The sequence below is a fragment of the Microbacterium sp. W4I20 genome, from assembly GCF_030816505.1.
GTDB lineage: Bacteria > Actinomycetota > Actinomycetes > Actinomycetales > Microbacteriaceae > Microbacterium.
On sequence record NZ_JAUSYB010000001.1, the window covers coordinates 832,163 to 857,589 of the forward strand.

A 25,427-nucleotide genomic window follows, 5' to 3' on the forward strand; every position below is an offset into this window, starting at 1 on the left:
GCTCCAGCTTCGGGGCACCGGTCAGAACCGGGGCGACGATGGTCGGTGTGCTTCAAGCGCAAGCGCTCGCGGGCGAGCGGCGGGCACACCTCAACACTATCAGAATATGAGGATGTCCTAAGACCGCGGACCGCCCTCGGAGGCCCCTGCGTCCGGTATATCACGGGCACCCGGCGCAACGTCCTCCGGCACCTCGGTCGGCAGCGTCACGTCGCTGACGTTCGGGAGGCGCATGCGGGTGAGCACGATCACATCGATCACGAGCGACATGATCACGCCGGCGATGATCGAGAGGAAGAAGACCATCGGGTGCAGCCACGGCTGGCCGGCGAGCAGGATCATCACCACGACGAAGACGCCGAGCTTGAGCAGCCAGCCGCCGAGCACGATGGCGAAGAAGAGCTGCACGTAGAGCGGATCGCCGTACCAGCGATTGGCGATGAGGATGCTGGCGCCCGTGATCGCCAGGAACAGCGCGGAGAGGAGCACGCCGAGGAGACCGCTCACGAGCCCCTCCCCCTGCGCCACGAGGAATCCGACCCCGCCGGCGACGATCGCCAGTGCCGCAGCAGCCACCGCCGACCAGATCAGCGTGCGTCGGAGGATCGGTGTGCTGGAAACGGGGCTGGGGCTCATCAGGACTCCACGGGTGTCGGATCGGGTGCAGCGCCCGCGGCGCGCTTTCTGCGGCGGGAAGGACTCAGGGTGATGACGAGGCAGGCGGCGATGCCCACGATGCCGAAGCCGACGCCGAGGAGGTACTGGCCCGGCCAGTCCTCTCGTGCACCGACGTACATCAGCAGCACGGCGAGTGAGATCACGGCCGTCCACGCGTAGAAGATGAGCACGGCGTCGCGATCGCGGTGGCCGAGGTCCAGCATCCGGTGGTGGAGATGCTTGCGGTCCGGCGAGAACGGCGACTTGCCGGCGTTCATACGGCGGAGCACCGCGAGCCCGAAGTCCAGCAGCGGCAGGAGCACGACCAGAAGCGGCAGCAGGATCGGGATGAACGCACCGAGCAGCTGCGAGCGGCCGAGGCGCTCGGGATCCAGCGCGGACGGGTCCATCTGGCCGGTGAGCGCGATGGCGGAGGTGGACATGAGCAGTCCGATGACCAGCGCACCGGAATCGCCCATGAACAGCTTCGCGGGACTCCAGTTCAGCGGCAGGAACCCCAGGCAGGCGCCGATCAGGACCGCGGCGATGAACGTCGAGAGGTTGAAGTAGCTCGACGCCCCGGAGTCTCTCGTGAAGATGTAGGAGTACGCGAAGAACACGCCGTTCGAGATGAGGCACACCCCGGCGACGAGCCCGTCGAGTCCGTCGATGAAGTTGACCGCGTTCATGACGATCACGATCGCGAACATCGTGATCGTGATGCTCACCCAGCTCGAGAAGACGATCAGGTCGCCGAACGGCAGGGACAGGATCTGCAGGCCGCCGCCGACGGTGATGATGCCGGCGGCGAGGAACTGGGCGCCGAGCTTGATCATCCAGTCCAAATCCCAGAGGTCGTCGATGACCCCGATCACGGCGATCAGGAACGAGGCGCCGAGGATCGACCACATCGTGGTCGGCGGGAACCAGATGCTCTGGAAGAAGGGATTCGCCGCCGAGACGATACTGCCGACGGCGATGCCCAGGAAGATCGCGACGCCGCCGAGTCGCGGGGTGGGGGTGGTGTGCACATCCCGATCGCGGATGCCGGGGTAGAGCTTGAAACGGAGGCTGAGGCGCCACACCGCCCACGTCAACCCGAAGGTGATGACGGCGGTGAGGATGATCGTGAAGAGATACTGCTTCACGAATCCCCGTCCTGGTGCTCGTGCTCCTCCTCGGGCTCGAGCAGATCGCCGAGCACCTCGTGGAGCTGTTCGCGCGTCACCACCCCGTGCCGCAGGATGCGCACGACGCCAGGCTCCTCGTCGCCGTGGCGGACGAGCGAGGTCGCGTCGACGATCGTCGAGGCGATGCCGTCCTTGCTCATCCCGTCGGCGAGGTACACCGCGACGCTCTCGCCCAGCATCTGCTCCGCGTCGTGCGCCGAGATGGCGGCGTCCTGGCCGGTGAGGTTCGCGCTCGACACCGCGAGCGGCCCGGTCTCGGCGAGGAGCTCGAGCGCGACGTGACCTTCCGGCATCCGCACGGCCACGGTTCCGAGGGTCTCCCCCAGGTCCCACACCAGAGACGGCTGCGCCGGGAGCACGATCGTCAGGCCGCCGGGCCAGAAGGCGTCGACGAGGCGCTGCACGGGCTCCGGGACGGATTCCGCCAGTGCGGCGAGGGTCTCCTTCGTGCCGATCAGCACGGGCGGCGGCTGATCGCGGCCGCGGCCCTTCGCATCGAGCAGCCGCTGCACCGCGGCCGGCGAGAAGGCGTCTGCGGCCACGCCGTAGACGGTGTCGGTGGGCATGACGATGAGTTCGCCGCGGCCGATCGCCTGGCGCGCGTGGCGCATTCCGGCGAGCAGCTGGGCCTCGTCGCGGCAGTCGAAGATGGTTGACATGACGGTTCGATTCTATCCGGGGTGAGCGTGTGCGATGCTGGGCGACCGCGTCAGGGCCGCAGTGCTGTCGTGGTGCGGTCTCGCAGCGTGAGATCTCGGTGCGTGGCCGTCGCGCGCCACCCGTCGGCCGAGAGGAGTTCGCGGATCGACGCGCCCTGCAGTTCACCGTGCTCGATCACGAGCAGGCCACCAGGACGCAGTAGGCTCAACGCCCGCGTGCTGAGCACCCGCACGACGTCGAGTCCGTCCTCTCCCCCGTAGAGCGCCAGCGCGGGGTCGAACAGCCGTACCTCCGGATCGCGGGGGACGGCGGCATCCGGCACGTACGGAGGATTGGAGATGACGACGGATGCCGTGCCGTCGAGCTCCGGGAAGGCGTCACCGAGATCCGACAGCACGAGTGTGAGGTTCTCGACTCCGGCCGTATTGCGACCGGCCCAGGCGTGCGCGTCCGGGGAGAGCTCGGCCGCGAAGATCCGCGCGTGCGGAACCTCGGTGGCCATGGCCAATGCGATCGCCCCGCTTCCGGTGCCCAGGTCGACGCCGATCGGCGCAGGCTCCGGAGAGTTCAGCAGTGCATCGATCGCGTACTGCACGACGGTTTCAGTCTCGGGGCGCGGCACGAAGACCCCCGGTCCGACAGCCAGTTCGAGGTGGCGGAACGGAGCGGTGCCGGTGATGTGCTGCAGAGGCTCCCGCGCCGTGCGCCGGTTCACCAGCGCCTCGAGCCGCTCGGCGTCATCCGCCGTGAGCGCGTCACCGCGGATGATCGCCGCCTGCACCTCGCCGCGCCGTCTTCCGAGCACGTGACCGACGAGCAGCTCGGCGTCGACGAGGGGATCCGGCACCCCGGCATCGGCGAGACGCTGGGCCGCGGCGCGCACGAGGGCGGCGAGCGAGTTCTCAGGCATGGCTTCCAGCGTAGAGTGCGAGCGACTGTCACATTGGCTGTGCACCACGATGCCTCGCATAGGCTGGTGCCGCAGCGACCCGCACAGGAAGGCTCCTCATGCCCGGCATCCACGCAGACATCACAACAGCGTTCGGCAACACCCCGCTCGTCCGCCTCAACAGAGTGGCCGAGGGCGTCGGCGCGACGGTGCTCGCCAAGCTCGAGTTCTACAACCCCGCATCCAGCGTGAAGGACCGTCTCGGCATCGCCATCGTGGACGCCGCCGAGGCATCCGGAGAGCTGAAGCCGGGCGGCACGATCGTCGAGGCGACCAGCGGCAACACGGGCATCGCCCTCGCCATGGTCGGCGCGGCCCGCGGGTACAAGGTCATCCTCACGATGCCGGCATCGATGTCGAAGGAGCGGCGGATGCTGCTCAAGGCGTTCGGCGCCGAACTGGTGCTGACCGACCCGACGAAGGGTATGACCAACGCGATCGCCGAGGCGGAGGAGATCGCCGCGAAGACTCCCGGCGCCGTCCTGGCGAAGCAGTTCGCGAACGAGGCCAACCCGGCCATCCACCGCAAGACCACGGCCGAGGAGATCCTCCGCGACACGGACGGCAAGGTCGACTACTTCGTCGCCGGCATCGGAACCGGCGGAACCATCACGGGCGTCGGCCAGGTGCTGAAGGAGCGCATCCCCGGCGTGAAGATCGTCGCCGTCGAGCCGAAGGACTCCCCCATCCTCACCGAGGGGCACCCCGGTCCGCACAAGATCCAGGGCATCGGGCCGAACTTCGTGCCGCCGATCCTCGACCGCGACGTGATCGACGAGGTCATCGACGTGACGTTCGACGACGCCATCCGTCTGGCTCGCGACACCGCGGCCAAGGACGGCATCCTGGTCGGCATGTCGAGCGGAGCTGCGATCTGGGCGGCGCTCGAGATCGCCCGGCGTCCCGAGGCCGCGGGCAAGAACATCGTCGTGATCATCCCCTCGTTCGGTGAGCGCTACCTGTCGACGGCTCTGTACGAGCACCTTCGCGACGAGTGAGTGCATCGATCAGGGCCCGCGTGCGCGAGGACATCGCTGCCGCGCGTCTGAGGGACCCCGCCGCCCGCAGTTCCCTCGAGGTGGCGCTGCTGTATCCGGGGCTGCACGCCATCTGGGCGCATCGGGTATCGCACGCGCTGTGGCGGCGCCGGCTGCGTCTGCTCGCCCGCGCCTCCTCGCAGCTGTCGCGGTGGCTGACCGGCATCGAGATCCATCCCGGTGCGCGCATCGGCCGTCGGTTCTTCATCGACCACGGCATGGGCGTGGTGATCGGCGAGACGGCCGAGATCGGCGACGACGTGATGCTCTATCACGGGGTCACGCTCGGCGGTCGCACGCGCGACTCCGGGAAGCGGCATCCGACGCTCGGTGACGGTGTCGCGGTCGGCGCCGGCGCCAAGATCCTCGGCCCGGTGACGATCGGCGCAGGCTCCGTGGTCGGCGCGAACGCCGTGGTCACCCGCGACGCCCCGGCGGACAGCATCCTGGTGGGGGTCCCGGCGAAGCCGCGCCATCGCAGTGTCGGTGAGGACACGCGGGCGCTGCTCACCGCGCCCGACTATTCGATCTGAACCGAGGTCACTCCTTCTCGGACTTCTTCCGCTTGAGGAAGACGAGCGGAAGCAGCACGCTGCCGAGTGCGGTGATCAGCCAGACGATGACCGCGCCGAGGAGCCAGCCCGTGGCGTCGACGATGCGGAGTCCGCCGATCGGCAGCAGCACCACGATGACGAGGGCGATGAGCGCCGAGATGATCCCGATGCCGCCCATCAGCACCGGGGCGTAGCGATCGGCGAGCCTGCCCACCAGCGGGGCGAGCACGCTCTGCACGATCGCGAAGATCAGGATGCAGATGACGAAGCCCCACCACTTGTCCCACTGGATCTGGAAGCCCGGGAGGACGGCATCGGCGACGATGAGCCCGATGCCGGCCGAGACGACGTAGGTCAGCGCCCGGATGAGAAGTGTGATCACGCGCCGAGCCTAGCGCTCGAGGCGTACCGTCGTCAGGAGTCGTTGCCGACGGCGGCGAGCTGGGCTTCCTCGTCGGCGGCGATCGCGCTCGTGATGATCGGATCGAGTGCGCCGTCCATCACCTGGTCGAGGTTGTAGGCCTTGAAGCCGGTGCGGTGATCCGCGATGCGGTTCTCCGGGAAGTTGTAGGTGCGGATGCGCTCCGAGCGGTCCATGCCGCGGATCTGCGACCTGCGCACATCGGAGGCAGCGGCGGCCAGCTCTTCCTGCTGCCGTGCGAGCAGGCGGGCGCGCAGCACGCGCATTCCGGCCTCGCGGTTCTGCAGCTGCGACTTCTCGTTCTGCATCGAGACGACGATGCCGGTCGGCACGTGGGTGATGCGCACGGCGGAGTCGGTGGTGTTGACGGATTGACCGCCCGGGCCTGACGACCTGAACACGTCGATCTTGAGATCGTTCTGGTCGATCTGGATCTCTTCGGGCTCATCGACCTCGGGGAACACCAGCACGCCGGTGGTCGAGGTGTGGATGCGTCCCTGCGACTCGGTCGCGGGAACCCGCTGCACACGGTGCACGCCACCCTCGTACTTGAGGTGGGCCCAGACTCCCTGAGCAGGATCGGTGGACGAGCCCTTGATCGCGACCTGGACGTCCTTGTAGCCGCCGAGGTCGGACTCGTTGCGCTCCAGCAGTTCGGTCTTCCAGCCCTTGGACGCCGCGTACTGCACGTACATGCGCAGCAGGTCGGCGGCGAACAGCGCCGATTCGGCGCCGCCCTCCCCTGCCTTGATCTCCATGATCACGTCACGGGCGTCGTCAGGATCGCGCGGGATCAGCAGACGGCGCAGTCGCTCCTGCGTTGTCTGCAGCTCCTCTTCCATCGCGGGGATCTCGGCCGCGATCGACTCGTCCTCGCGCGCGAACTCGCGTGCGGTGTCCAGATCGTCGGATGCCGCCACCCATGCGTCGTACGCGGCGACGATCCTCGACAGCTCGGCGTAGCGACGGTTGACGCGCTTCGCTCGGGCGGCGTCGGCGTGCACCGCCGGGTCGGAGAGCTCCTCCTGCACCCGGCGATGCTCGTCGATCAGAGTCTGGACGGACTCGAACACGTCAGGCCGCTCAGCGGATGTTGTTGTCGTGACCGTGCCCACCCGAGGGGAGCGTCGGGATCGACTTCTGCATCTGCACGAGGAACTCGACGTTCGAGTGCGTCTCCTTGAGCTTGCCGAGGACGACCTCGAGCGCCTGCTGCTGGTCGAGGCCGGCGAGGGCACGACGCAGCTTCCAGGTGATCTTGACCTCGTCGGCCGAGAGCAGCATCTCTTCGCGGCGGGTGCTCGACGCGTTCACGTCGACAGCCGGGAAGATGCGCTTGTCGGCGAGAGCGCGCGACAGGCGCAGCTCGCTGTTGCCGGTGCCCTTGAACTCCTCGAAGATGACCTCGTCCATCTTGGAACCGGTCTCGACGAGCGCCGTCGCGAGGATCGTGAGCGATCCACCGTTCTCGATGTTGCGCGCCGCGCCGAAGAACCGCTTGGGCGGGTACAGGGCGGACGCGTCGACGCCGCCGCTCAGGACGCGACCGGATGCCGGTGCGGCCAGGTTGTACGCGCGGCCGAGGCGGGTGATCGAGTCGAGCAGCACGACCACGTCGCGGCCCAGCTCGACCAGACGCTTGGCGCGCTCGATGGCGAGCTCGGCGACCGTGGTGTGGTCTTCGGCGGGGCGGTCGAACGTCGAGGCGATGACCTCGCCCTTGACTGTGCGCTCCATGTCGGTGACCTCTTCGGGGCGCTCGTCGACGAGCACGACCATGAGGTGGACCTCGGGGTTGTTCTGTGCGATCGCGTTGGCGATCTGCTGCAGCACGATGGTCTTACCGGCCTTGGGCGGCGCGACGATGAGGCCGCGCTGGCCCTTGCCGATCGGCGCCACCAGGTCGATGATGCGCTGGGTCAGCTTCTCCGGCACCGTCTCCAGGCGCAGACGCTCCTGGGGGTACAGCGGGGTGAGCTTGCCGAACTCGACGCGGGTCGCGGCGTCGTCGATGGACAGACCGTTGATCGAGTCGACCTTGACCAGGGCGTTGTACTTCTGGCGCCCCTGCTGCTCGCCCTCACGGGGCTGCTTGATCGAACCGACGACCGCGTCGCCCTTGCGCAGGTTGTACTTCTTGACCTGACCGAGAGAGACGTAGACGTCGCTCGGGCCGGCCAGGTAGCCCGTGGTGCGGACGAAGGCGTAGTTGTCGAGCACGTCGAGGATGCCGGCGATCGGGATCAGGACGTCGTCCTCGCCGATCTCGGTGTCGAACTCGTCGGTCGGCTCCGCGCCGCGACGCTTGTTGCGCTGACGGTTGCGGTTGTTGCCATTGGCCTGGTCGTCAGCGGCGGCCTGCGGCTGCTGCTGCTCCTGGGCGGTGCCGTTCTGGCCCCGACCGCGGTTGCGGCTGCGGTTGCGGTTGCGGTTGCGACCGCCCTGCTCCTCGCCGTCGCCGGAATCGCCGGAGTCGTCCGACTGCGCGTTGTCCGACTGCCCGTTGCTGTCCTTCTGGGCGTTGTCGTTGCGCGCGTTGTCGTTGCGACCGTTCTCGTTGCGGCCGTTCTCGTTACGTGCACCGGAGTTGCGGCCGTTGCGACCGTTGCCGCTGCGAGCGTTGTCGCTCTGCTGTCCGTCGTTCTCGTTGCTCTCAGCGCGCGAGTCATCGCTCTGCGAGTCGGAGGTCGCGGTGTCGCTGTTCGACTCCGCGGCCTGGCCGTCGGCGTCGGCGGCGGGCTTCTGCGCGCCGCGGCGGCCGCGCCCGGTGGTCTTCGGTGCGGCCTCGGCCGCCGCCTCGGCGGTCTCGGCTGCTGCCGCGGCCGGTGCGGCGTCGGCGGCCGGAGCCTCGGCATCCGCCTTCTTGGCACGGCTGCGACGCGGTGCCTTCGCCTTGGGGGCGGCTTCCGCCTTCTCGGCGCCGTCGCCGGCGGGAGCTGCCTGGGGCTCGGTCGCCGCGGGGGCGGCATCCGTCTTCTCAGCGGCCTTCTCGGCAGCCTTCTCCGCCTTGGCGGCGGCGGTCGCGCTGGTGGCACGACGCGGCGCGCGCTTGCGCGGCGCCGTGGCTTCAGCGGTCGAATCGGTGCTGGGTGCCGACGCGGGGGCGTCGACTGCCGCAGACGTCTGATCGTTCTGGGTCTCGGAGAGGTTCTCCACGAGTACTCCCTTATATGTCATGGGGAATGAGCGTTCCACGCGCACAACGGGTGCTGCGCACGATCGCACGGGCTGACGCTCGGCGCCAGCCGGCCTCGGCACGAAGCTCTGGAGAGAGCAGTGCCACAGGGGTTTGCGTGCGGGTCTTGCAAGATTTGCAATGGGGCCAGATTCACGAAACTACGTGGAGCCCTCCGCTCGATTCCCCACTGTACCACCACGGACGTCGACCGCGAGCAGAAGCGCCTCCCACGGGGTGTCGGTGATCCGGTCGGCCAGCTCGACGGCATCCTGACGGCTGCCGGGCCCGTCCGCGAGCACGAGCACGCTGGGGCCGGCACCCGAGACCACCGCCGCGAAGCCCGCGGCCCGCAGCGCCTGCACGAGGCGCTGCGTCTCCGGCATCGCTCCGGCGCGGTAGTCCTGGTGCAGCCGGTCGGCCGTCGCATCGAGCAGCAGTTCGGGGCTTTGCATGAGCGCGGCAATGAGCAGGGCCGACCGCGAGACGTTGAAGATCGCGTCCGCCGTGGAGACCTGCGGCGGCTGCAGCGAGCGTGCCTGTGAGGTCGACATCGTGTAGGCGGGCACGAGCACGAGCGGCGAGACGCCGCGATGCACCAGCAGCTTCTTGTGCTGCGGTCCGCGCTCTCCCACCCAGGCGATCGTCAGGCCGCCGAAGAGCGCCGGGGCGACGTTGTCGGGGTGCCCTTCGAGCTCGGTGGCGAGCCGGAGGAGATCGGCATCGCTGATCTCGACGTCACCTTCGAGCAGTCCCTTCGCCGCGAGCACGCCGGCCACGACGGCGGCACCGGAGGATCCGAGGCCACGACCGTGCGGCACGCCGTTCTCTGCGATGATCCGCAGACCCGGAACGGGACGACCGGCATCGGTGAAGACGTGCGCGATCGTGCGCACGATCAGGTTCGAGTCATCACGCGGGATGTCGGCGGCGCCGGTGCCCGACACCTCGATCTCGAGCTCCCCTTCGGGAAGCGCCGTGACCTGCAGGGTGTCGTAGATGCTGAGCGCCAGGCCCAGCGTGTCGAACCCCGGGCCGAGGTTCGCGCTCGTGGCGGGGACGCGCACCTCCACGGTGCGCCCCTCGCCGGAGGCGGGCGCCGCGTCCATCGTCACTCGCCTTCCACGCGGAGCACCGAGACGACCCGCTCGACGACGGAGCTGTCGGCGAGGGCGTCGACGGTCGCGCTGAGCGCCTGCTCGCTCGCGCGGTGCGTGCCGATGACGAGACGCGCGGTGGGCTCGTCCTCGCCCTCCACGGTCTGCACGACCGTCGCGACGGAGACTCCCCCGTCGCTCAGCGTGCCGGCCACCGTGGCGAGCACACCCGGCGCATCCGCGACTTCGAGCGTGATCTGGTAGCGCGTCGTGACATGTCCGATCGGGACGACCGGGAGGTTCGCCCTGGTGGACTCGCCCACCCCGACCCCGCCAGCGATGTGGCGACGGGCCGCCGAGACGACGTCGCCCAGCACGGCGGATGCGGTCTGCACGCCGCCCGCACCGGCACCGTAGAACATCAACGACCCCGCGGCCTCCGCCTCGACGAACACGGCATTGTTCGCGCCGTGCACGGTGGCGAGCGGGTGAGAGGTCGGGACCAGCGCGGGGTACACGCGCACCGAGATCGACTCGACGCCATCGGCCTCGATGCGCTCGCACACTGCGAGCAGCTTGATCACGAAGCCGGCGGCGCGCGCCTCCTCGATCATCGAGGCCGTGACAGAGGAGATGCCCTCGCGGTACACGGCTTCCAGCGGAACGGCCGTGTGGAACGCGAGGCTCGCGAGGATCGCCGCCTTCTGTGCGGCGTCATAGCCCTCGACGTCGGCGGTCGGATCCGCTTCGGCGTAGCCCAGCCGCTGCGCGTCGGCGAGGACGTCGGCGAAGTCGGCTCCCTCGGTCTCCATGCGGTCGAGGATGTAGTTGGTGGTCCCGTTGACGATGCCCATGATGCGCACGACCCGGTCGCCGGCGAGCGAATCGCGCAGCGGGCGGATGATCGGGATCGCGCCCGCTGCCGCCGCCTCGTAGTAGACCGAGGCCCCGACGCGATCGGCGGCTTCGAACAGTTCCGGACCGTGAGTGGCCAGCAGCGCCTTGTTCGCGGTCACGACATCGGCGCCGGAGCCGATCGCCTGCAGGATGCTGGTGCGCGCCGGCTCGATGCCGCCGATGAGCTCGATCACGATGTCCGAGCCGAGGATGAGCGACTCGGCATCCGTGGTGAAGAGCTCCTTCGGCAGGTCGACGTCGCGCGGTGCGTCGACGTCGCGGACGGCGATGCCTGCGAGCTCCAGCTGCGCACCGGCGCGGTCGGCGAGCTCATCGCCATGGCGCAGCAGCAGAGCTGCGACCTGAGAGCCGACCGCTCCCGCGCCCAGCAATGCGACGCGAAGTCGTCGGTAGTCAGTCATCGTTGCTCCTTCGGAGGGGTTCGTTCAGGTTCGTCGCGGGATCGGGTCCCGTCGATGCCCGCGTCCCTGGCCAGCAGGTCGTCGATGGTCTCGCCGCGGACGATGACCGACGAACGGCCGTTCCGGACGGCGACCACCGGAGGACGCGGAACGTGGTTGTAGTTGCTCGACAACGCGGCGCAGTATGCGCCGGTCGCGGGCACGGCGAGCAGATCGCCCGGGACGAGGTCCGCGGGAAGGTACTCGTGATCGACGACGACGTCGCCGGACTCGCAGTGCTTGCCGACGACGCGGCTGAGCTGCGGTTCGCCGTCGCCGACGCGCGAGGCGATCCGGGCGGAGAACTGGGCGCCGTAGAGGGCGGTGCGGGCGTTGTCGCTCATCCCGCCGTCGACGCTGATATACCGGCGCACGGCGCCCGATTCGATCGTCACATCCTTCGTGGTGCCGACCTCGTAGAAGGTGACTCCGGCCGTGCCGATGATCGCGCGCCCGGGCTCGAAGGACAGCGCCGGGACCGGGATGCCGCGTGCGGCGCAGCCCTCGGCGACCGCGGCCACGATCTCGCCGGCCAGCACCTCGATGGGCGTCGGGTCGTCGCTGCGCGTGTACGCGATTCCGAAACCTCCGCCGAGGTTCAGCTGGGGCACGGGCCCGCCGTCGAGGAGCGCGGCGTGCAACTCCAGCACCCGCGACGCCGACTCGCGGAAACCCGCGACGCCGAAGATCTGCGAGCCGATGTGACAGTGCAGGCCGGCGAAGTCCAGCCCCGGGATCTCCCGGATGCGCGCGACCGCCGCCTCCACCTCCGCGAGCGGGAAGCCGAACTTCTGGTCTTCGTGCGCGGTCGCGAGGAACTCGTGGGTCTCGGCGTGGACGCCGCTGATCACCCGGACGAGCACGCGCTGCACGGCACCCGTCTGGGCGGTGATCGCGGCCAGACGCTCGATCTCGATCGCACTGTCCACGATGATCGTCCCGACGCCGGACCGGACGGCGCGCTCCAGCTCGGCCGTCGATTTGTTGTTGCCGTGGAATCCGAGCGACGCGGGTGAGACGCCGGCGGCGAGCGCCACCTCGAGCTCTCCTCCGGTGCACACATCGACGCGCAGCCCCTCATCGACGACCCAGCGCGCGACGGTCGTGCTCAGGAACGCCTTGCCCGCGTAGTAGACCTGCGCGGTGGTGCCATGCTCCCCCGCAGCCCGATCGAAAGCCAGGCGGAACGCTCTGGCGCGCCCGCGCACCTCGTCCTCGTCGAGCACGAGAACCGGCGTTCCGTAGGTGCGGGGGCGAGGTCGGCGGCGCTCACGCCGGCGATGCTCAGGACTCCGTCGGGATCACGGACAGCCGACTCCGGCCAGACCCCGCTGGCGAGGTCGTTCGCGTCCTCGGGTACGACGAGCCATTCCGGAGCAAGCGAATCGGCAGGGAGAAGCACGGAGCACCAATCGTCGGGAGGATCTCGGGCTGAACGCCCGCAGCGAGATTCCCCCGATTCTATGGCACCGCCTGCGGGCGCTTCGTCATGGTGACACCCGGCGTCAAGCCCCTGCGGCTGTTCTACGGCGCCTCATAGGGTGGGGCTGTGATGAACTCCGAATCGTCCTCCGAGACTCCGAAGCGGCCGGGACTCGTCCCCCGCGTGAGCCAGGCCGTCATCGCGTGGGCTCTGCGCCGGCGCCTCGTCCGCGCCGCGCTGCTGTATTCGGAGCGCCGAGGACCCATGCTCGCCGACAGCGTCACGTACCGCGCGCTCTTCAGCGTCTTCGCCGGAGTACTGCTCGGGTTCTCGATCGCGGCGCTGTGGCTCTCGGGGAACCCCGAGGCGTGGCGGGCGATCATCGATGCCGTGCAGTCCGTGGTGCCCGGGCTCATCGGCGAGGACGGCGTGATCAAGACAACCGATCTCGAACAGCCGGCATCCTTCTCGATCGCCGGCATCATCTCCCTCGTCGCCCTCGTGGGTGCAGCCCTGGGGGCGATCGGATCGCTGCGCACGGCGGTGCGGGTGATCTCCGGCACCACGCACGACGACATCCTCTGGATCTGGGTGATCGTGCGCAACCTGCTGCTGGCGCTCGGCATCGGCGTCTCGTTCGTGGCCGCTGCAGCCGTGACCTTCGTCGGACAGCTCGGTGTCACGTGGGTCAGCGGACTGCTCGGGCTGTCGCCCGACTCCCCGCTGGTGAGCTGGACGGTCCCCGTGATCTCCCTCGTGGTCGTCTTCGCCCTCGACACGATCCTTCTGATCGGCGTCTTCCGTCTGCTCTCGGGTGTACGCCCCGCCGGACGGTCGCTGTGGAGCGGTGCCCTGCTCGGCGCGTTCGGGCTCGTCGTGCTCCAGCAGCTGTCCAGTCTGTTCGTCGGCGGCGCCACCAGCAACCCGCTCCTCGCCTCCTTCGCCTCGCTCCTGGCGCTTCTGATCTGGCTCAACCTGTCGACCCAGGTCATGCTGCTCGCCTGCGCCTTCATCGTGACGGCCGAGGAGGAACGAACCGACCGGGTGCACCAGAAGTTCGGTGCCACGACGTTCCCGCAGCGTCGGCTCCAGCGTGCCGAGGTCGACGTGCAGATCGCGACCGCCGAGCTCCGGGCCGCGCAGAAGGCAGCGGCAGGCGAGGACGGCAAGTCCTGAGTCGCACGCCTCGTCGTCAGCGCGGGCAGACGCCCTTCTCGAGCAGCGACTCGTCGGTGGCGATCGCTCCGTCGACGTCGATGTCGATCACGGCTTCGCTGCCGACGATCTCGAGCCCGGTGAGCGTGAGTCCCGCCGGGAGCTGATCCGCGATGCACACGCGCTGCGGCTTGGTCAGGTCTTCGCCCACCGAGCCCAGCATCCCGCCGACGCCGTCGAAATCGACGTCCAGCCCGCCGATGCTCAGCGACACCGGTGTGAGCTCGAGGTCACCCTCGACGGCGCCGGGCGTGAGCGTCAGGGAGATCGGGACGGAGGCGCCGAACACGGTGAACGACCCGCCGAGCGTGGCGTTCGGCGGTTCGAAGGCAACGCTCTCGACGGGCAGGTCGGTGCCGGCGAGCAGGGTCGTGAACTCGGCCTGGTCGACGCGGATCGTCCCGGACGCCCCGCCGAGGTCGCCGCCGCGCAATGGGATCCCCGTCGCCGTGACGTCGGCTGCACCGGTCACGCCCTCGAGGGTCACGGCATCCGTGGACAGATGCAGCGTGTCGAGCCGGCCGCCGATGAGCTGCGGAAGCAGGATGCCTTCCGCCTCCACGTCGAGCTGCTGGTCGGCCGGAAGATCGAGCTGGTCGATGACGAGCGAGCGCACCGTGCCGGGGAGGATCGAACGCGCGATGAACTCGGCGGCCACCACGAGCGCGGCCAGCAGGATCACCAGGATGAGCAGCACCCACGGCCAGCGGCGTCGACGGCGCCTCGGCTGCGCGGCATCCGCTCCCCCACCGGGGATGACGAGCGTCGGATGCTCGGCAGAGGCCTCCGGATACGGCAGGGTGTGGTTGTCGTCGCTCATCCTGCCATCCTGCCTCACGGTTCGGCGGCCCTGAAGTCCAGCGGCCTCGGGCTACTTGCGTTCCGGGGCCGAGACGCCGAGCAGATCGAGACCGTTGCGGAGCACCTGGCCCGTCGCGTCGTTCAACCACAGACGGGTGCGGTGCACGCTCTCAACGGGGCCATCGCCCAGCGGGATCACGCGGCACTTGGCATACCAGCCGTGGTACAGACCGGCGAGCTCCTCGAGGTAGCGCGCGACGCGATGCGGTTCACGGACCTCGGCGGCGTAGGCGACGATGCGCGGGAACTCCTGCAGCACGCCGAGCAGCGCGGCCTCGGTCTCGTGCGTCAGGAGCTCGGGAGCGAACTCAGAGCGGTCCACGCCGGAGTCGGCGGCGTTGCGGGCGACGTTGTGCGTGCGGGCGTGCGCGTACTGCACGTAGTGCACGGGGTTGTCGTTGTCGCTCTTCTGGAGCAGCTCGGGATCGAGGTCGAGCGGCGAGTCCGCGGGCGAGCGCTCCAGCGAGTAACGCAGCGCGTCGGTGCCGAGCCAGTCGAGCAGGTCATCCATCTCGATGATGTTGCCGGCGCGCTTGCTGAGGCGTGCACCGTTGATCGACACGATCTGTCCGATCAGCACCTGAACGTTCTTCTCCGGGTCCTCCCCCGCCGCGCCGGCGATCGCCTTCAGGCGGTGCACGTAGCCGTGGTGGTCGGCGCCGAGCAGGTAGATCTTGTTCTGGAAACCGCGGTCGCCCTTGTTCAGGTAATACGCGGCGTCGGCGGCGAAATAGGTGTACTCGCCGTTCGAGCGGCGGATCACGCGGTCCTTATCGTCGCCGAAGTCGGTCGTGCGCACCCACACAGCGCCGTCCTCGTCGAAGACGTGGCCCTGCTCGCGCAGACGGTCGACGGCCTGGTCGATGAGACTCGTGCCGTCGGCATCCTTCGCGTGCAGCGTGCGCTCGGAGAACCAGTTGTCGAAAGGCACGTTGAAGCGGTCGAGCGAGTGCTTGATCTCGGCGAGCTGGTACTCGTAGGCGAGGTCGAGTGCGACGGAGTGCTGCTCGTGCTCGGGCAGCGCGAGCAGATCGGGCCGCGCCTCGAGCACGCGCCCGGCGAGCACGGCGATGTACTCGCCCGGGTATCCGCCCTCGGGCGTGGGCTCGCCCTTCGCCGCTGCGAGCACCGACAGGGCGAAGCGGTCCATCTGCGCACCGGCGTCGTTGATGTAGTACTCGCGCACGGCGCGCGCGCCGCTCGCGGTGAGCAGGCGGACGATCGAGTCCCCGAGGGCAGCCCAGCGCGTGTGGGCGATGTGCAGCGGGCCGGTGGGGTTCGCCGAGACGAACTCGACGTTGACGCTCACACCTGCCTGCGAGGTGTTCGTCCCGTACCCGGGGCCGGCGTCGACGATGATCTTCGCGAGCGCACCCGCGGCGGCGGCATCCAGACGAATGTTGATGAACCCGGGTCCGGCGACCTCGGCGCTCGCCACTCCGTCGACACCGGCGAGTCCGTCGGCGATCTGCTGTGCCAGTTCCCGCGGATTCGTGGCGAACGTCTTCGCCAGACGCATCGCGACATTGGATGACCAGTCACCATGGTCCCGGTTGCGCGGGCGCTCGAAGACGATGTCGGATGCAGCGAGCCCGAGCGGCTCGCCGGGACGTCGTTCCTCGGCGATCGGAGCGAGGACGGCGAGGAGGGCTTCGGCGAGCTTTTCAGGGTTCATAGCCGTCCCAGTTTACGGGCCGCGATCACCCCGACCGACGACCGGACGGCGCGTGGAATTCGTATTTGGTTTCCGATGATCTACTCTCATGCAATGCACGCCTCCGCCGCCCGACGCCGACTGCGCACCGCGGGAATCGCCCTCGCCCTGCTCCTCGCCGTCGCGGCAGGCGTTCTCGGCGTGTGGCGACCGTGGACTCCGCTGCCCGCGACAGCCCCCGTCGGGGCCTCTGCGGAAGGCCAGGCCGGTGCACCCGCCGCGATCGCGCCGGCACCCCTGACGCTGCCCGAGAATCCGACCGTGCTGGTGTTCGGAGACTCCTGGACGTACGGGTCCGCGGCGAATGTGCCCACGCTCGGATACGCGTACGTCCTCGCGGATCTGCTGCACGGCAAGACGATCGTGAACGGCGTCCGCGGCAGCGGCTACCTCAAGCCGGGCATCGACGGCCCCACGTTCGGCGAGCGCATCACTCTCCTCAACCCGGCGCTCGACCCGGACCTCATCGTCATCCAGGGGTCCATCAACGACCGGGCACAGGGCGTGGCCGGATACCGCGAGGCGGTGACCGCCGCGTGGGATGCCCTGGCGGCGAAGTACCCCGAGGCCGTGATCGTCGTGCTCGGACCCGCTCCGCACGAGCTGCCCGTGGGAACGGAGACCGCTCGCATCGACACCGACCTCTCCGAGCTCGCCGCTGCGCGCGGCTGGTGGTACATCTCCCCCATCGCCCTCGACTGGATCACCGACCAGAACTACCTCGCGGTCATCGACGTGGACCTCGGGCGCAAGCATCCGTCCACCGAGGGCCACCGTTACCTCGCCGAGAAGCTCGTCAGCGCCCTCGACGAGTTGCGCGGCGCTCCGGTCACCGAGGCCGGCGGGTCGGAGACCACCCCCGACGAGTGATATCGTCGTTCGGTACGCCTCCGTAGCTCAGTGGATAGAGCGCCGGTTTCCGGTACCGTAGGTCGCAGGTTCGACTCCTGTCGGGGGCACGTATGCGAAAAGGGATCGCCCGCCAGGGCGGTCCCTTTTCGCATACTAGGTAACCCTCTACTGAGGGGCCCCATTTGCCCGAGGCTCCGCGCGCCGCCCATCTCTCCAGAACGCGACGACGCCCACCGGACAAGGCGGCGTGCGGAGTGGCAAATGGGGACGCGGGGGCACGAAATCGCAGAAGGGGACCGTCCGCCAGGACGGTCCCCTTCTGTGATTTCTAGGTAACCCCGTACTGAGGGGCCTATTTGCCGGAATGACTCCGCGAGATGGGCGTGATCTCACTCGTTGATCCAGCCCTGTATGTCGTTCCATACCGTCGTCAGAGACTCCTCGAGTGAGTGATCGGAAGGACCTTCCAGCCATCTGTCCATCGCGAGGTCGAAACAGGTCACTGCGAGGGCTGCCAGTGTGTGAGCCTGCTCAGAGTCGATGCCGCGCTGGTCCAATGACTGCGCGATGGCGCGCGCGAGGTAATGACTGCGGAGAAGATCACGCTCGTGCAGCGCCGGTTCACTGTGAACGATGCTGCGTCGACGCGCGATCTCTTCTCGCCAGCCTTGGATGCCTCGGCATGCGGCTGCGAGACCCGCGCGCACAGTGGCGGTTCCGCCGCTTTCCGCGGGGACCGAGGCCATGAAGTCGCTCACCGCCTGAGGAAACTCGCGATCTCGGAGAAACAGCACATCGCGTTTGTCGGAGAAGTGGCGAAAGAACGTCCGCGTGGTCAGGCCAGCCGCCTCGGCGATCTGGGGAACGGTCGTCCCCGCGTACCCCTGTGCGGCGAACAGGGCCATCGCCGCAGCTTCGAGCCGCAGTGCGGCATCAGGTGACCATCGAGGCATGAACTCATGATGACACGAACTGTCGTAGGCTGACCATTGACGACACGACATGTCATCGGGATCGGGGATGGGACGAGATGAGCGAAAACAGCGCGGCGTGGATGGATTCGCCCTACGCGGATCTGGGGGTTCGAGGAGCCCCGATGCCGAAGGCAGGGAAGGGACAGTTGCTCATCGAGGTACGCGCCGTGGCAGTGAACCCGCTCGACGCGATCATCCAGTCCAACGGCACCGTCATGTACGGCTGGTTGCAGTACCCGGTGATCCTCGGGGAAGACGTCGCGGGCATCGTCGTGGAGACCGGTACCGGCGTGAAGGACTTTGCCGTCGGAGATCGGGTCGTGGCGTACGCGATGGGCCTCGAGAAGGGGCGGGACGAGGCTTCCGAAAGCGGCTTCCAGGCTTACGCCGCCGTCGACGCGGCCCTGGCCGCCCCCCTTCCCTCCACCATCGCCTTCGAAGACGGGGTAGTCCTGCCATTGGCAATCTCGACTGCGGCGGCAGGCCTGTTCGAGGAAGGCCAACTCGGACTGGACTACTCGCATCTCGGAAACGTGGCCCCGCGCGAAGAGATCGTCGTGGTCTGGGGCGGCGCGACGGCCGTCGGAGGCAACGCGATCCAGCTCGCCCGAGCAGCCGGCTATCGGGTCGTCGCGACAGCCTCCCCCAAGAATCACGATCAGATGAGGCGGCTGGGAGCGGAAGCCGTCTACGACTATCGTGACCCCGAAGCTGCGGACCACATCATCGAAGAGGTCCGCAGCTCCGTCGTTGCGGGCATTCTCGCCGTCGCGGTCGGGTCTGCCGAGCCCTCGCTCAGGATCGCGCGCGCGACCAGGGCCACGAAGATCGCGATGGCGAGCCCTCCGGTCTCGTTCTACGAACAGCCTCGCCGTCGTGGTCTCTCCCTCGCCCGCACCCGCCTCTTCCTGAGGCTCGGAACGCGAACTGCACTCCTGCAGGTGCGCAGTCGCGCCCACGGGATCAGAGCATCGTTCATCTGGGGAAGCGCCATCGCCACGTCCCCTGTGGGCCCGGCCATCTGGGGCGAATATCTCCCTGCCGCTCTCGCCTCCGGCAGCCACCACCTCTACCCGGAAGCCCGAATCGAGGGCGATGGCCTTCCGGCGATCCAAGCAGCCATCGACACCCTCCGCCGCGGTGTATCTGCACAGAAGCTCGTCGTAACCCTCGACCCAGCAGTAAGGACATGAAGTCACTCCACGAACCGTCGGGCGGAGACGGCGTGTTCACCGAAGGGGACCGTCCGCGAGGACGGCCCCCTTCGGTGTACTCCCCTTCGCGTCTAATCGTCGAACGCCGCAGACAGCTTCCGCGCAACCCCACCCGCCGCCTCCTGCACCACGCGGAACCGCTCGACCGCTGCGACCAGCGACGGATGGTCACCCTTCCGCGCCCCATGCCGCGACGCCGTCTGCAGGTTCGCTCGCAGGTTGGTGGATACGCCGCGGATGCCAGTCGCGAGAGCATCCGCCGCGATGCACAGGTCCGCAGCGAGGCTCGGATTGCCCACTTCGGCAAGCAGGCACAGTTCGGGAAGCAACCGCTCGCCCGCTTCGCCTATCGCGGCGGAAGACACGGCCGCGTGCACGGCAGCCTCACGGACGCGCTCGTCGCGCTCTGGATCCGACGAGTTCAGCGCGAGCGCCGCCCCGAACTCTGCGGATCGCACCTCGTCCGCCTCGGCGGCGGTCAAGACATCTTCGCGCCACCGCGTGAGCCGAGCGGCAGACTCGGCCGCCTGCCCATCATCGGTGTACTCCGCGACCATTCTGAGCAGCGCCGCGGAGATGCCGAGAATCACCCCGCACGCCGCGCCACCACCCGGTGCGCCGGTGGGCTGGGCAAGTTCGCTCAGCCAGTCGGAGAGCGGTACGGACGTCGGAACGGGAACGGTCTCATCCATCCGCGCCACAATAGCCGGTCGTGATTAGGTTGTGCACAATTGAATTGCGTGACATGGTTGAGGTATGGCCGTGACCGATGAGATGGTGTGCTTCTCGCTCTACTCCGCTGCGCGCGCCACCACCCAGGCGTACCGCGCCCTGCTCGCACCGTGGGGACTGACGTATCCGCAGTACCTCGTGCTCGCGATCCTCTGGCACGAGGGCGACCAGACCATCGGCTCGCTCGGCGAAGCCATGCAGCTCGACTCCGGGACTCTCTCCCCTCTCGTCCGACGTCTTGAACAGGCCGGCCACGTCGCCCGCGCGCGCCGGAGTGACGATGAGCGGGTGGTCACGGTCGCGCTCACGCTGGCCGGACACGCGCTCCGACACGACCTCGCGTCGATACCCGCTCAGGTGGCGCGTTTCTCCGGCATCCACGACGATGCCCACCGCCGCCGACTGATCGCCGAGCTGCAGGAGCTCACCGCTCTCCTCCAGGACGCCACGACCGACGCCGCCGCGCACGCGCGCAGCGGCGCATGACCACCACGACAGAAGGAAGAACCGCACCCATGGAAGCTCTCTACACCGCAGAAGCCCTCGCCACCGGGGCAGGCCGAGACGGACACGTCGCCACGAGCGATCGCCGCGTCGAGTTCGATCTGGCGATCCCGAAGGAGATGGGCGGCAGCGGTGACGGCGCAAACCCTGAGCAGCTGTTCGCGGCCGGTTACGCGGCCTGCTTCCACTCCGCCCTGCAGAGCGTCGCCCGCACGCAGAAAGTGCGCATCGCCGACACCTCGGTCGGCGCGCGCGTGCAGATCGGATCGAACGGCCAGGGCGGCTTCGGTCTCGCCGTCGAGCTCGAGGTCGTGATCCCGGAACTCCCGCACGACCAGGCGCAGGCACTCGCGGATGCCGCGCACCAGGTGTGCCCGTATTCGAACGCGACCCGCGGCAACATCGACGTCACGATCACGGTCTCCGACGACTGACCCGAAAGGCACTCACATCATGCGCGCACTCATCCATCCCACGTTCGGCGCCCCCGAAGACGTCCTGACCGTCGAGGACCGCCCGGTCCCCGAGCCCGGTCCCGGACAGGTGCGCCTGCGCATCGTCCTCTCCCCCATCCACAACCACGACCTGTGGACGGTGCGCGGCACCTACGGCTTCAAGCCTGAGCTGCCCGCGGCGTCCGGCACCGAGGCGCTCGGCGTCGTCGATGCTCTCGGCGACGGTGTCGACACGCTCGCCGTCGGTCAGCGCGTCGCCACGGGAGGAACCTTCGGCGCCTGGGCGGAGTACATCGTCGCGAACGCCGCCGGGCTCATCCCGGTGCCCGACTCCCTGCCCGACGAGAGCGCCGCGCAGCTCGTCTCGATGCCCTTCAGCACCATGACGCTGCTGCAGTTCCTCGACGTGGAGGAAGGCGACTGGATCGTGCAGAACGCCGCCAACGGCGCGGTCGGACGGATGCTGGCGCAGCTCGGTGCCGCGCGAGGGATCAACGTGCTGGGCCTCGTCCGCCGCTCCGCCGGCGTCGAAGAACTCCGGGCACAGGGCATCGAGAACGTCATCGCCACCGACCAGGACGACTGGCGGGAGCAAGCCGAGGCACTCACCGGCGGAGCAGCCATCGTCGCCGGAGTCGATTCCGTCGGCGGTGCCGCTGCCGGCCAGGTGCTGTCCCTCATCGCCGAAGGGGGCACGCTGGTCGCCTTCGGCGCGATGGACTCCCCCACGATGGAGATCGCCTCCTCCGACGTGATCTTCAAGCAGGCCACGGTGAAGGGCTTCTGGGGCAGCAAGGTGATCCCCGCCCTCGATCCCGCTGAGCGGAGCGCCCTGTTCGGCGAGCTGTTCCAGCGCGTCGGTGACGGCACGCTCACGCTGCCGGTCTCCGGAGTCTTCGACGCCGCCGACATCGCCGACGCCGTGCGCGCGAGCGGAACCCCCGGTCGCGTGGGCAAGGTGCTGCTGCGCTTCTGAGGGCGCCTCACGCCGGGATCGGGGTTCCGTCCCCGGTCTCGGCGTCTCCGATCGCGGCATCCCCGATCTCCGCAGCCCCGATCTCCGCGAGCGCGGCGAGCGGTATCCGGACCCACGTCGGCCGGTTGCGCTTCTCATAGACGGCCTCGTACACGGCCTTGTCGGCAACGTACGCATCGAGCAGCCGACGGTGGGCCTGGTCGAGAAGAGGCGCGCCGATCGCTTCCGAGTACGCCTCGAGGAAGTGCTCGCGTGCGCGACGCGACCATTCCTCGCCACGAATCGTGCGCAGTCGCTCCTCGTCCTCCGCCGCATCCCCGGCGAATGTCCGCGACAGCTGCACCACTCCGGGCGCGTAGTCGAACGACCGAAGCATCCCTGCCACATCCCGCCAGGGAGAATCGGGCAGTGACCGTTCGGCGAAGGGCCTGCCGGGCTCGCCCTCGAAGTCGACGATCCGCCAACCGTGCGACGTGCGCAGCGTCTGCCCGAGGTGGAGGTCGCCGTGCACGCGTTGCACGTCGATGCCGTCGAGCGCCGCGACCGCTTCGTACGCCGCGCGCACACGATCGGCATGCGCCGCCAGCTCGGGAACCACACCGAGCGCATGATCCAGTCGCTCGTTCATCGCACGGGCGAGATCCGCCGTCGCGTCCGGTCCCCGGCGCTCGGAGGGGAATCGGTCCCGCAGCATCTCGTGCACCTGGGCGAGCGCCTCGCCCAGTCTGGTCGCCTCGCCGGCGAAGTCCCCACCCGAGTCGGCGACGGCCTGCGCCGGATCGGCCAGCAGCGTGCGCACGCTTCCGGTGGCGAGTTCGAACCCGTCCGAGGCGGTGCGCAGGAACTCCTGGAGCATCGCCAGCTGCACGACCTCGCCGTCGACCTCGATCTCGACCCAGCCGTAGAGGGCGGCGATGCTCTCCGCCGCGCCGCGCGTCAACTCCTCGTGGATCTCGATGTCGGGGTTCACACCCGGACTCACCTTGCGGAAGATCTTCATGATCGCGGTGTCGTCGAAACGAACCGAGGAGTTCGACTGCTCGCCCGACAGCGGAGACGCCCGGAGAGCCGGATCGAGCGCTTCTCCCCCGGGTACGCGCCGGAAGACCAGAGCGCCGATGCGGACGTCGCCGTCGGCCTCCGCGTCGACGAACGCGCCCAGCCAAAGTGCCATGGCCTTCCGGTCGTGCACGGCGTCGAACACATACCGCTGGCCGCCCTCGTGCTCGACGGCGCCGACGAACGCATGCCCGATCTGCTCGACGTACTCTTCATAGCTCGCCAGAGGGACCTGATAGATCTCGCTCCCGCCCTCCGGGTCGGAATACTCGATCGTGAGGAGGAAGATCTCGACCGACGGCTCGGAGGCATCTGCGATGTCCGAGGCGGGTGCGGCGAGCGCGGCGATCGACCGCATCCGCGTGGCGCGGAAGGGCCGCCCCTTGCCGGCGAACCACCGCGTGCGGACGAGGTAGTCCTCGAGGACTGCGGGTTCGATGTGGATCACAGCATCCTCAACTCTCCGGGCTCCTCGGCCGGTTCCTGCAGCTGGAACCAGAAGAAGCCGTGACCGCCGAGCGTGAGCAGATAGGGCAGCTCGCCGATCCGCGGGAACGGTACTCCGCCGATGAGCTCCACCGGCACGAGACCTTCGAAACGTCGCAGGTCGAGCTCCACCGGCTGCGGGAACTGGGAGAGGTTGTTGACGCAGAGGATCACGTCGACCGAGCCGTCGTCGTTCGAGTGCTCACGCGTGTACGAGAGGACCGCGGGATTGGAGCCGCCGAGGTCGTTGAAGCTCCCGAGACCGAACGCGGGATGCTTGCGCCGGGCGTGGATCATCTCGCGGGTCCAGTGCAGCAGCGACGAGCGGTCCTCCTGCTGGGCCTCGACGTTCACCGCGAGATATCCGTAGACCGGGTCCTGCACGAGCGGACGGGTCAGCTTGCCCGGGTTCGCCTTGGAGAACCCGGCGTTGCGATCCGAGCTCCACTGCATGGGCGTGCGGACGCCGTCGCGGTCACCGAGCCAGATGTTGTCGCCCATGCCGATCTCGTCGCCGTAGTAGAGCACCGGCGACCCCGGCAGCGACAGCAGCAACGCCGTGAAGAGCTCGATCCGATCGATGTCGTTCTCGAGCAGCGGTGCCAGCCGGCGTCGGATGCCGATGTTCGCCTTCATGCGCGGGTCCTGCGCGTATTCGCTCCACATGTAGTCGCGATCCTCGTCGGTCACCATCTCGAGGGTGAGCTCGTCGTGGTTGCGGAGGAAGATCCCCCACTGGCATCCGGACGGGATCGGCGGGGTGTCGGCGAGGATCTCCGTGATCGGGTACCGCGACTCGCGGCGGACGGCCATGAAGATGCGCGGCATGACCGGGAAGTGGAAGCACATGTGGCACTCGTCGCCTCCGACCTCCGGGTCGCCGAAGTAGTCGACGACATCGGCCGGCCACTGGTTGGCCTCGGCGAGCAGCACGCGACCCGGGTACTCCCGGTCGACGATACGGCGCACCTTCTTGAGGAAGTCGTGCGTCTCCGGGAGGTTCTCGCCGTTCGTGCCGGGTCGCTCGTAGAGGTACGGCACCGCGTCGAGGCGGAAGCCGTCGAGTCCCATGTCGAGCCAGAAGCGCATGGCGTCGATCATCGCCTCGTGCACCTTCGGGTTGTCGAAGTTCAGGTCCGGCTGGTGAGCGAAGAAGCGATGCCAGAAGTATTGCTGGCGCACCGGATCCCACGTCCAGTTGCTGGGCTCCGTGTCGACGAAGATGATGCGCGCGTCCTCATAGAGCTCGTCGGTGTCGCTCCACACGTAGAAGTCGCCGTAGGGCCCGTCGGGGTCCTTCCGGCTCTCCTGGAACCAGACGTGCTCATCGCTGGTGTGGTTCATCACGAAGTCCACGATCACGCGGATGCCGCGCGCGTGGGCGGCATCGAGGAACTCCTGGAAGTCCGCGGTGGTGCCGAGGTCGGATTGGATGCCCGTGTAGTCGGCGACGTCGTATCCGCCGTCACGCAGTGGCGACGGGAAGAACGGAGGCAGCCACAGGCAGTCGATGCCCAGCCACTTCAGGTAGTCGAGCTTGTCGATGAGTCCACGGAAGTCGCCCGAGCCGTCTCCGTCGCCGTCCTGGAAGGAGCGGACGAGGACCTCGTAGAAGACGGCGGTCTTGAACCACTCGGGCTCCGGACTCCCCGGGGTGTCCGGGAACGGCTCCTGGGTGAGGATGGGGATGGACGCGGTCTGTGGGTGGGAGTCGGCAGCACTCGTCACAGGGACCTCCTGACGCGGAACATGTCTTCAGGTTGCCTGATCACCCGCCCCAGCGGAGGCCCCTTGCGGTGATGCTGCCGCACGGTGTACCGGCCTGCCGGCGATCCGCCGGTCGATGTCGGAGGCCCGCGGCAGA

The 25,427-nt window shown here is 68.6% G+C and carries 23 protein-coding genes, 1 tRNA gene and 1 pseudogene; 9 read left to right on the forward strand and 16 right to left on the reverse strand.

Annotated features, from left to right (window positions below; all coding sequences use genetic code 11):
- Positions 1 to 117: 117 nt before the first annotated feature.
- From QFZ21_RS04140 to prmC, 4 genes are read right to left on the reverse strand one after another with little or no spacing between them, the layout of a single operon-like run.
- Positions 118 to 636: a hypothetical protein gene (locus QFZ21_RS04140; protein ID WP_307374698.1), complete on the reverse strand. Its 519-nt coding sequence runs from the start codon at positions 634 to 636 to the stop codon at positions 118 to 120.
- Complete coding sequence (locus QFZ21_RS04145) at positions 636 to 1,805, reverse strand: MraY family glycosyltransferase (protein ID WP_307374700.1); 1,170 nt, start codon at positions 1,803 to 1,805, stop codon at positions 636 to 638. The genes QFZ21_RS04140 and QFZ21_RS04145 overlap by 1 nt, the downstream gene beginning before the upstream one ends.
- Positions 1,802 to 2,506, reverse strand: coding sequence for an L-threonylcarbamoyladenylate synthase (locus QFZ21_RS04150; protein ID WP_307374702.1), 705 nt, complete (start codon positions 2,504 to 2,506; stop codon positions 1,802 to 1,804). The genes QFZ21_RS04145 and QFZ21_RS04150 overlap by 4 nt, the downstream gene beginning before the upstream one ends.
- Before the next feature lie 50 nt (positions 2,507 to 2,556).
- Positions 2,557 to 3,417 carry a peptide chain release factor N(5)-glutamine methyltransferase gene (gene prmC, locus QFZ21_RS04155; RefSeq protein ID WP_307374704.1) on the reverse strand — a complete coding sequence of 287 codons (861 nt, stop codon included), beginning with the start codon at positions 3,415 to 3,417 and terminating at the stop codon, positions 2,557 to 2,559.
- A gap of 98 nt (positions 3,418 to 3,515) precedes the next feature.
- Here prmC and cysK point away from each other — a divergent pair, with 98 nt between their 5' ends.
- On the forward strand, positions 3,516 to 4,454 hold the full coding sequence (gene cysK, locus QFZ21_RS04160) for a cysteine synthase A (RefSeq protein ID WP_307374706.1): 939 nt from the start codon (positions 3,516 to 3,518) through the stop codon (positions 4,452 to 4,454).
- The gene (gene epsC, locus QFZ21_RS04165; RefSeq protein ID WP_307374708.1) at positions 4,451 to 5,026 is read left to right on the forward strand and encodes a serine O-acetyltransferase EpsC; all 576 of its coding nucleotides are present in this window, start codon (positions 4,451 to 4,453) and stop codon (positions 5,024 to 5,026) included. Before cysK ends, epsC begins: the two co-directional genes overlap by 4 nt.
- A gap of 7 nt (positions 5,027 to 5,033) precedes the next feature.
- Here the strand turns inward: epsC and QFZ21_RS04170 are convergent, their stop codons facing one another.
- From QFZ21_RS04170 to lysA, 6 genes and pseudogenes are all read right to left on the reverse strand, one after another.
- Positions 5,034 to 5,429 carry a phage holin family protein gene (locus tag QFZ21_RS04170; RefSeq protein ID WP_307374710.1) on the reverse strand — a complete coding sequence of 132 codons (396 nt, stop codon included), beginning with the start codon at positions 5,427 to 5,429 and terminating at the stop codon, positions 5,034 to 5,036.
- A gap of 32 nt (positions 5,430 to 5,461) precedes the next feature.
- On the reverse strand, positions 5,462 to 6,541 hold the full coding sequence (gene prfA / locus QFZ21_RS04175; RefSeq protein ID WP_307374712.1) for a peptide chain release factor 1: 1,080 nt from the start codon (positions 6,539 to 6,541) through the stop codon (positions 5,462 to 5,464).
- Between the two features lie 10 nt (positions 6,542 to 6,551).
- Positions 6,552 to 8,645 carry a transcription termination factor Rho gene (gene rho, locus QFZ21_RS04180; protein WP_307374714.1) on the reverse strand — a complete coding sequence of 698 codons (2,094 nt, stop codon included), beginning with the start codon at positions 8,643 to 8,645 and terminating at the stop codon, positions 6,552 to 6,554.
- Between the two features lie 159 nt (positions 8,646 to 8,804).
- Positions 8,805 to 9,752, reverse strand: coding sequence for a homoserine kinase (gene thrB / locus QFZ21_RS04185; protein ID WP_307374716.1), 948 nt, complete (start codon positions 9,750 to 9,752; stop codon positions 8,805 to 8,807).
- Between the two features lie 2 nt (positions 9,753 to 9,754).
- Positions 9,755 to 11,059, reverse strand: a complete 1,305-nt coding sequence (locus QFZ21_RS04190; RefSeq protein WP_307374718.1) for a homoserine dehydrogenase — start codon at positions 11,057 to 11,059, stop codon at positions 9,755 to 9,757.
- Positions 11,056 to 12,500: pseudogene (gene lysA / locus QFZ21_RS04195) on the reverse strand (diaminopimelate decarboxylase). The gene QFZ21_RS04190 and the pseudogene lysA overlap by 4 nt, the downstream one beginning before the upstream one ends.
- A gap of 150 nt (positions 12,501 to 12,650) precedes the next feature.
- Between lysA and QFZ21_RS04200 the strand changes: the two are divergent.
- The gene (locus QFZ21_RS04200; RefSeq protein ID WP_307374720.1) at positions 12,651 to 13,697 is read left to right on the forward strand and encodes a YihY/virulence factor BrkB family protein; all 1,047 of its coding nucleotides are present in this window, start codon (positions 12,651 to 12,653) and stop codon (positions 13,695 to 13,697) included.
- Between the two features lie 16 nt (positions 13,698 to 13,713).
- Here the strand turns inward: QFZ21_RS04200 and QFZ21_RS04205 are convergent, their stop codons facing one another.
- Both QFZ21_RS04205 and argS read right to left on the reverse strand, forming a co-directional pair.
- Positions 13,714 to 14,556: a DUF2993 domain-containing protein gene (locus QFZ21_RS04205; RefSeq protein ID WP_307374722.1), complete on the reverse strand. Its 843-nt coding sequence runs from the start codon at positions 14,554 to 14,556 to the stop codon at positions 13,714 to 13,716.
- A 51-nt stretch (positions 14,557 to 14,607) separates the two neighbouring features.
- A complete protein-coding gene (gene argS / locus QFZ21_RS04210) occupies positions 14,608 to 16,272 on the reverse strand; it encodes an arginine--tRNA ligase (protein WP_307374724.1) in 1,665 nt (554 codons plus the stop codon).
- 93 nt (positions 16,273 to 16,365) lie between these two features.
- On the opposite strand from argS, the gene QFZ21_RS04215 reads away from it, so the two are divergent.
- A complete protein-coding gene (locus QFZ21_RS04215) occupies positions 16,366 to 17,181 on the forward strand; it encodes an SGNH/GDSL hydrolase family protein (protein WP_307374726.1) in 816 nt (271 codons plus the stop codon).
- Between the two features lie 16 nt (positions 17,182 to 17,197).
- Positions 17,198 to 17,270, forward strand: a tRNA-Arg gene (locus tag QFZ21_RS04220).
- 282 nt (positions 17,271 to 17,552) lie between these two features.
- Here QFZ21_RS04220 and QFZ21_RS04225 read toward each other — a convergent pair.
- A complete protein-coding gene (locus QFZ21_RS04225) occupies positions 17,553 to 18,068 on the reverse strand; it encodes a TetR/AcrR family transcriptional regulator (RefSeq protein WP_307374728.1) in 516 nt (171 codons plus the stop codon).
- A 191-nt stretch (positions 18,069 to 18,259) separates the two neighbouring features.
- On the opposite strand from QFZ21_RS04225, the gene QFZ21_RS04230 reads away from it, so the two are divergent.
- On the forward strand, positions 18,260 to 19,330 hold the full coding sequence (locus QFZ21_RS04230; protein ID WP_307374730.1) for a zinc-binding alcohol dehydrogenase family protein: 1,071 nt from the start codon (positions 18,260 to 18,262) through the stop codon (positions 19,328 to 19,330).
- A 92-nt stretch (positions 19,331 to 19,422) separates the two neighbouring features.
- Here the strand turns inward: QFZ21_RS04230 and QFZ21_RS04235 are convergent, their stop codons facing one another.
- Entirely contained in the window at positions 19,423 to 20,043 is a 621-nt protein-coding gene (locus QFZ21_RS04235) for a cyclodeaminase/cyclohydrolase family protein (protein WP_307374732.1), read from the reverse strand.
- 64 nt (positions 20,044 to 20,107) lie between these two features.
- Between QFZ21_RS04235 and QFZ21_RS04240 the strand changes: the two genes are divergently transcribed.
- The 3 genes from QFZ21_RS04240 to QFZ21_RS04250 are packed head-to-tail and all read left to right on the forward strand — an operon-like array spanning position 20,108 to position 22,018.
- Positions 20,108 to 20,569 (forward strand): MarR family winged helix-turn-helix transcriptional regulator, encoded by a 462-nt coding sequence (locus QFZ21_RS04240; RefSeq protein WP_307374734.1) that lies wholly within the window; start codon positions 20,108 to 20,110, stop codon positions 20,567 to 20,569.
- 29 nt (positions 20,570 to 20,598) lie between these two features.
- Positions 20,599 to 21,021, forward strand: coding sequence for an organic hydroperoxide resistance protein (locus tag QFZ21_RS04245; protein ID WP_307374736.1), 423 nt, complete (start codon positions 20,599 to 20,601; stop codon positions 21,019 to 21,021).
- A 19-nt stretch (positions 21,022 to 21,040) separates the two neighbouring features.
- Complete coding sequence (locus tag QFZ21_RS04250; protein WP_307374738.1) at positions 21,041 to 22,018, forward strand: zinc-binding dehydrogenase; 978 nt, start codon at positions 21,041 to 21,043, stop codon at positions 22,016 to 22,018.
- A 7-nt stretch (positions 22,019 to 22,025) separates the two neighbouring features.
- Here QFZ21_RS04250 and QFZ21_RS04255 read toward each other — a convergent pair whose 3' ends face one another.
- Together QFZ21_RS04255 and treS are read right to left on the reverse strand one after the other, a co-directional pair.
- Complete coding sequence (locus tag QFZ21_RS04255) at positions 22,026 to 23,525, reverse strand: phosphotransferase (RefSeq protein ID WP_307374739.1); 1,500 nt, start codon at positions 23,523 to 23,525, stop codon at positions 22,026 to 22,028.
- Positions 23,522 to 25,252, reverse strand: a complete 1,731-nt coding sequence (gene treS / locus QFZ21_RS04260) for a maltose alpha-D-glucosyltransferase (protein WP_307381202.1) — start codon at positions 25,250 to 25,252, stop codon at positions 23,522 to 23,524. Before treS ends, QFZ21_RS04255 begins: the two co-directional genes overlap by 4 nt.
- Positions 25,253 to 25,427: the final 175 nt, after the last annotated feature.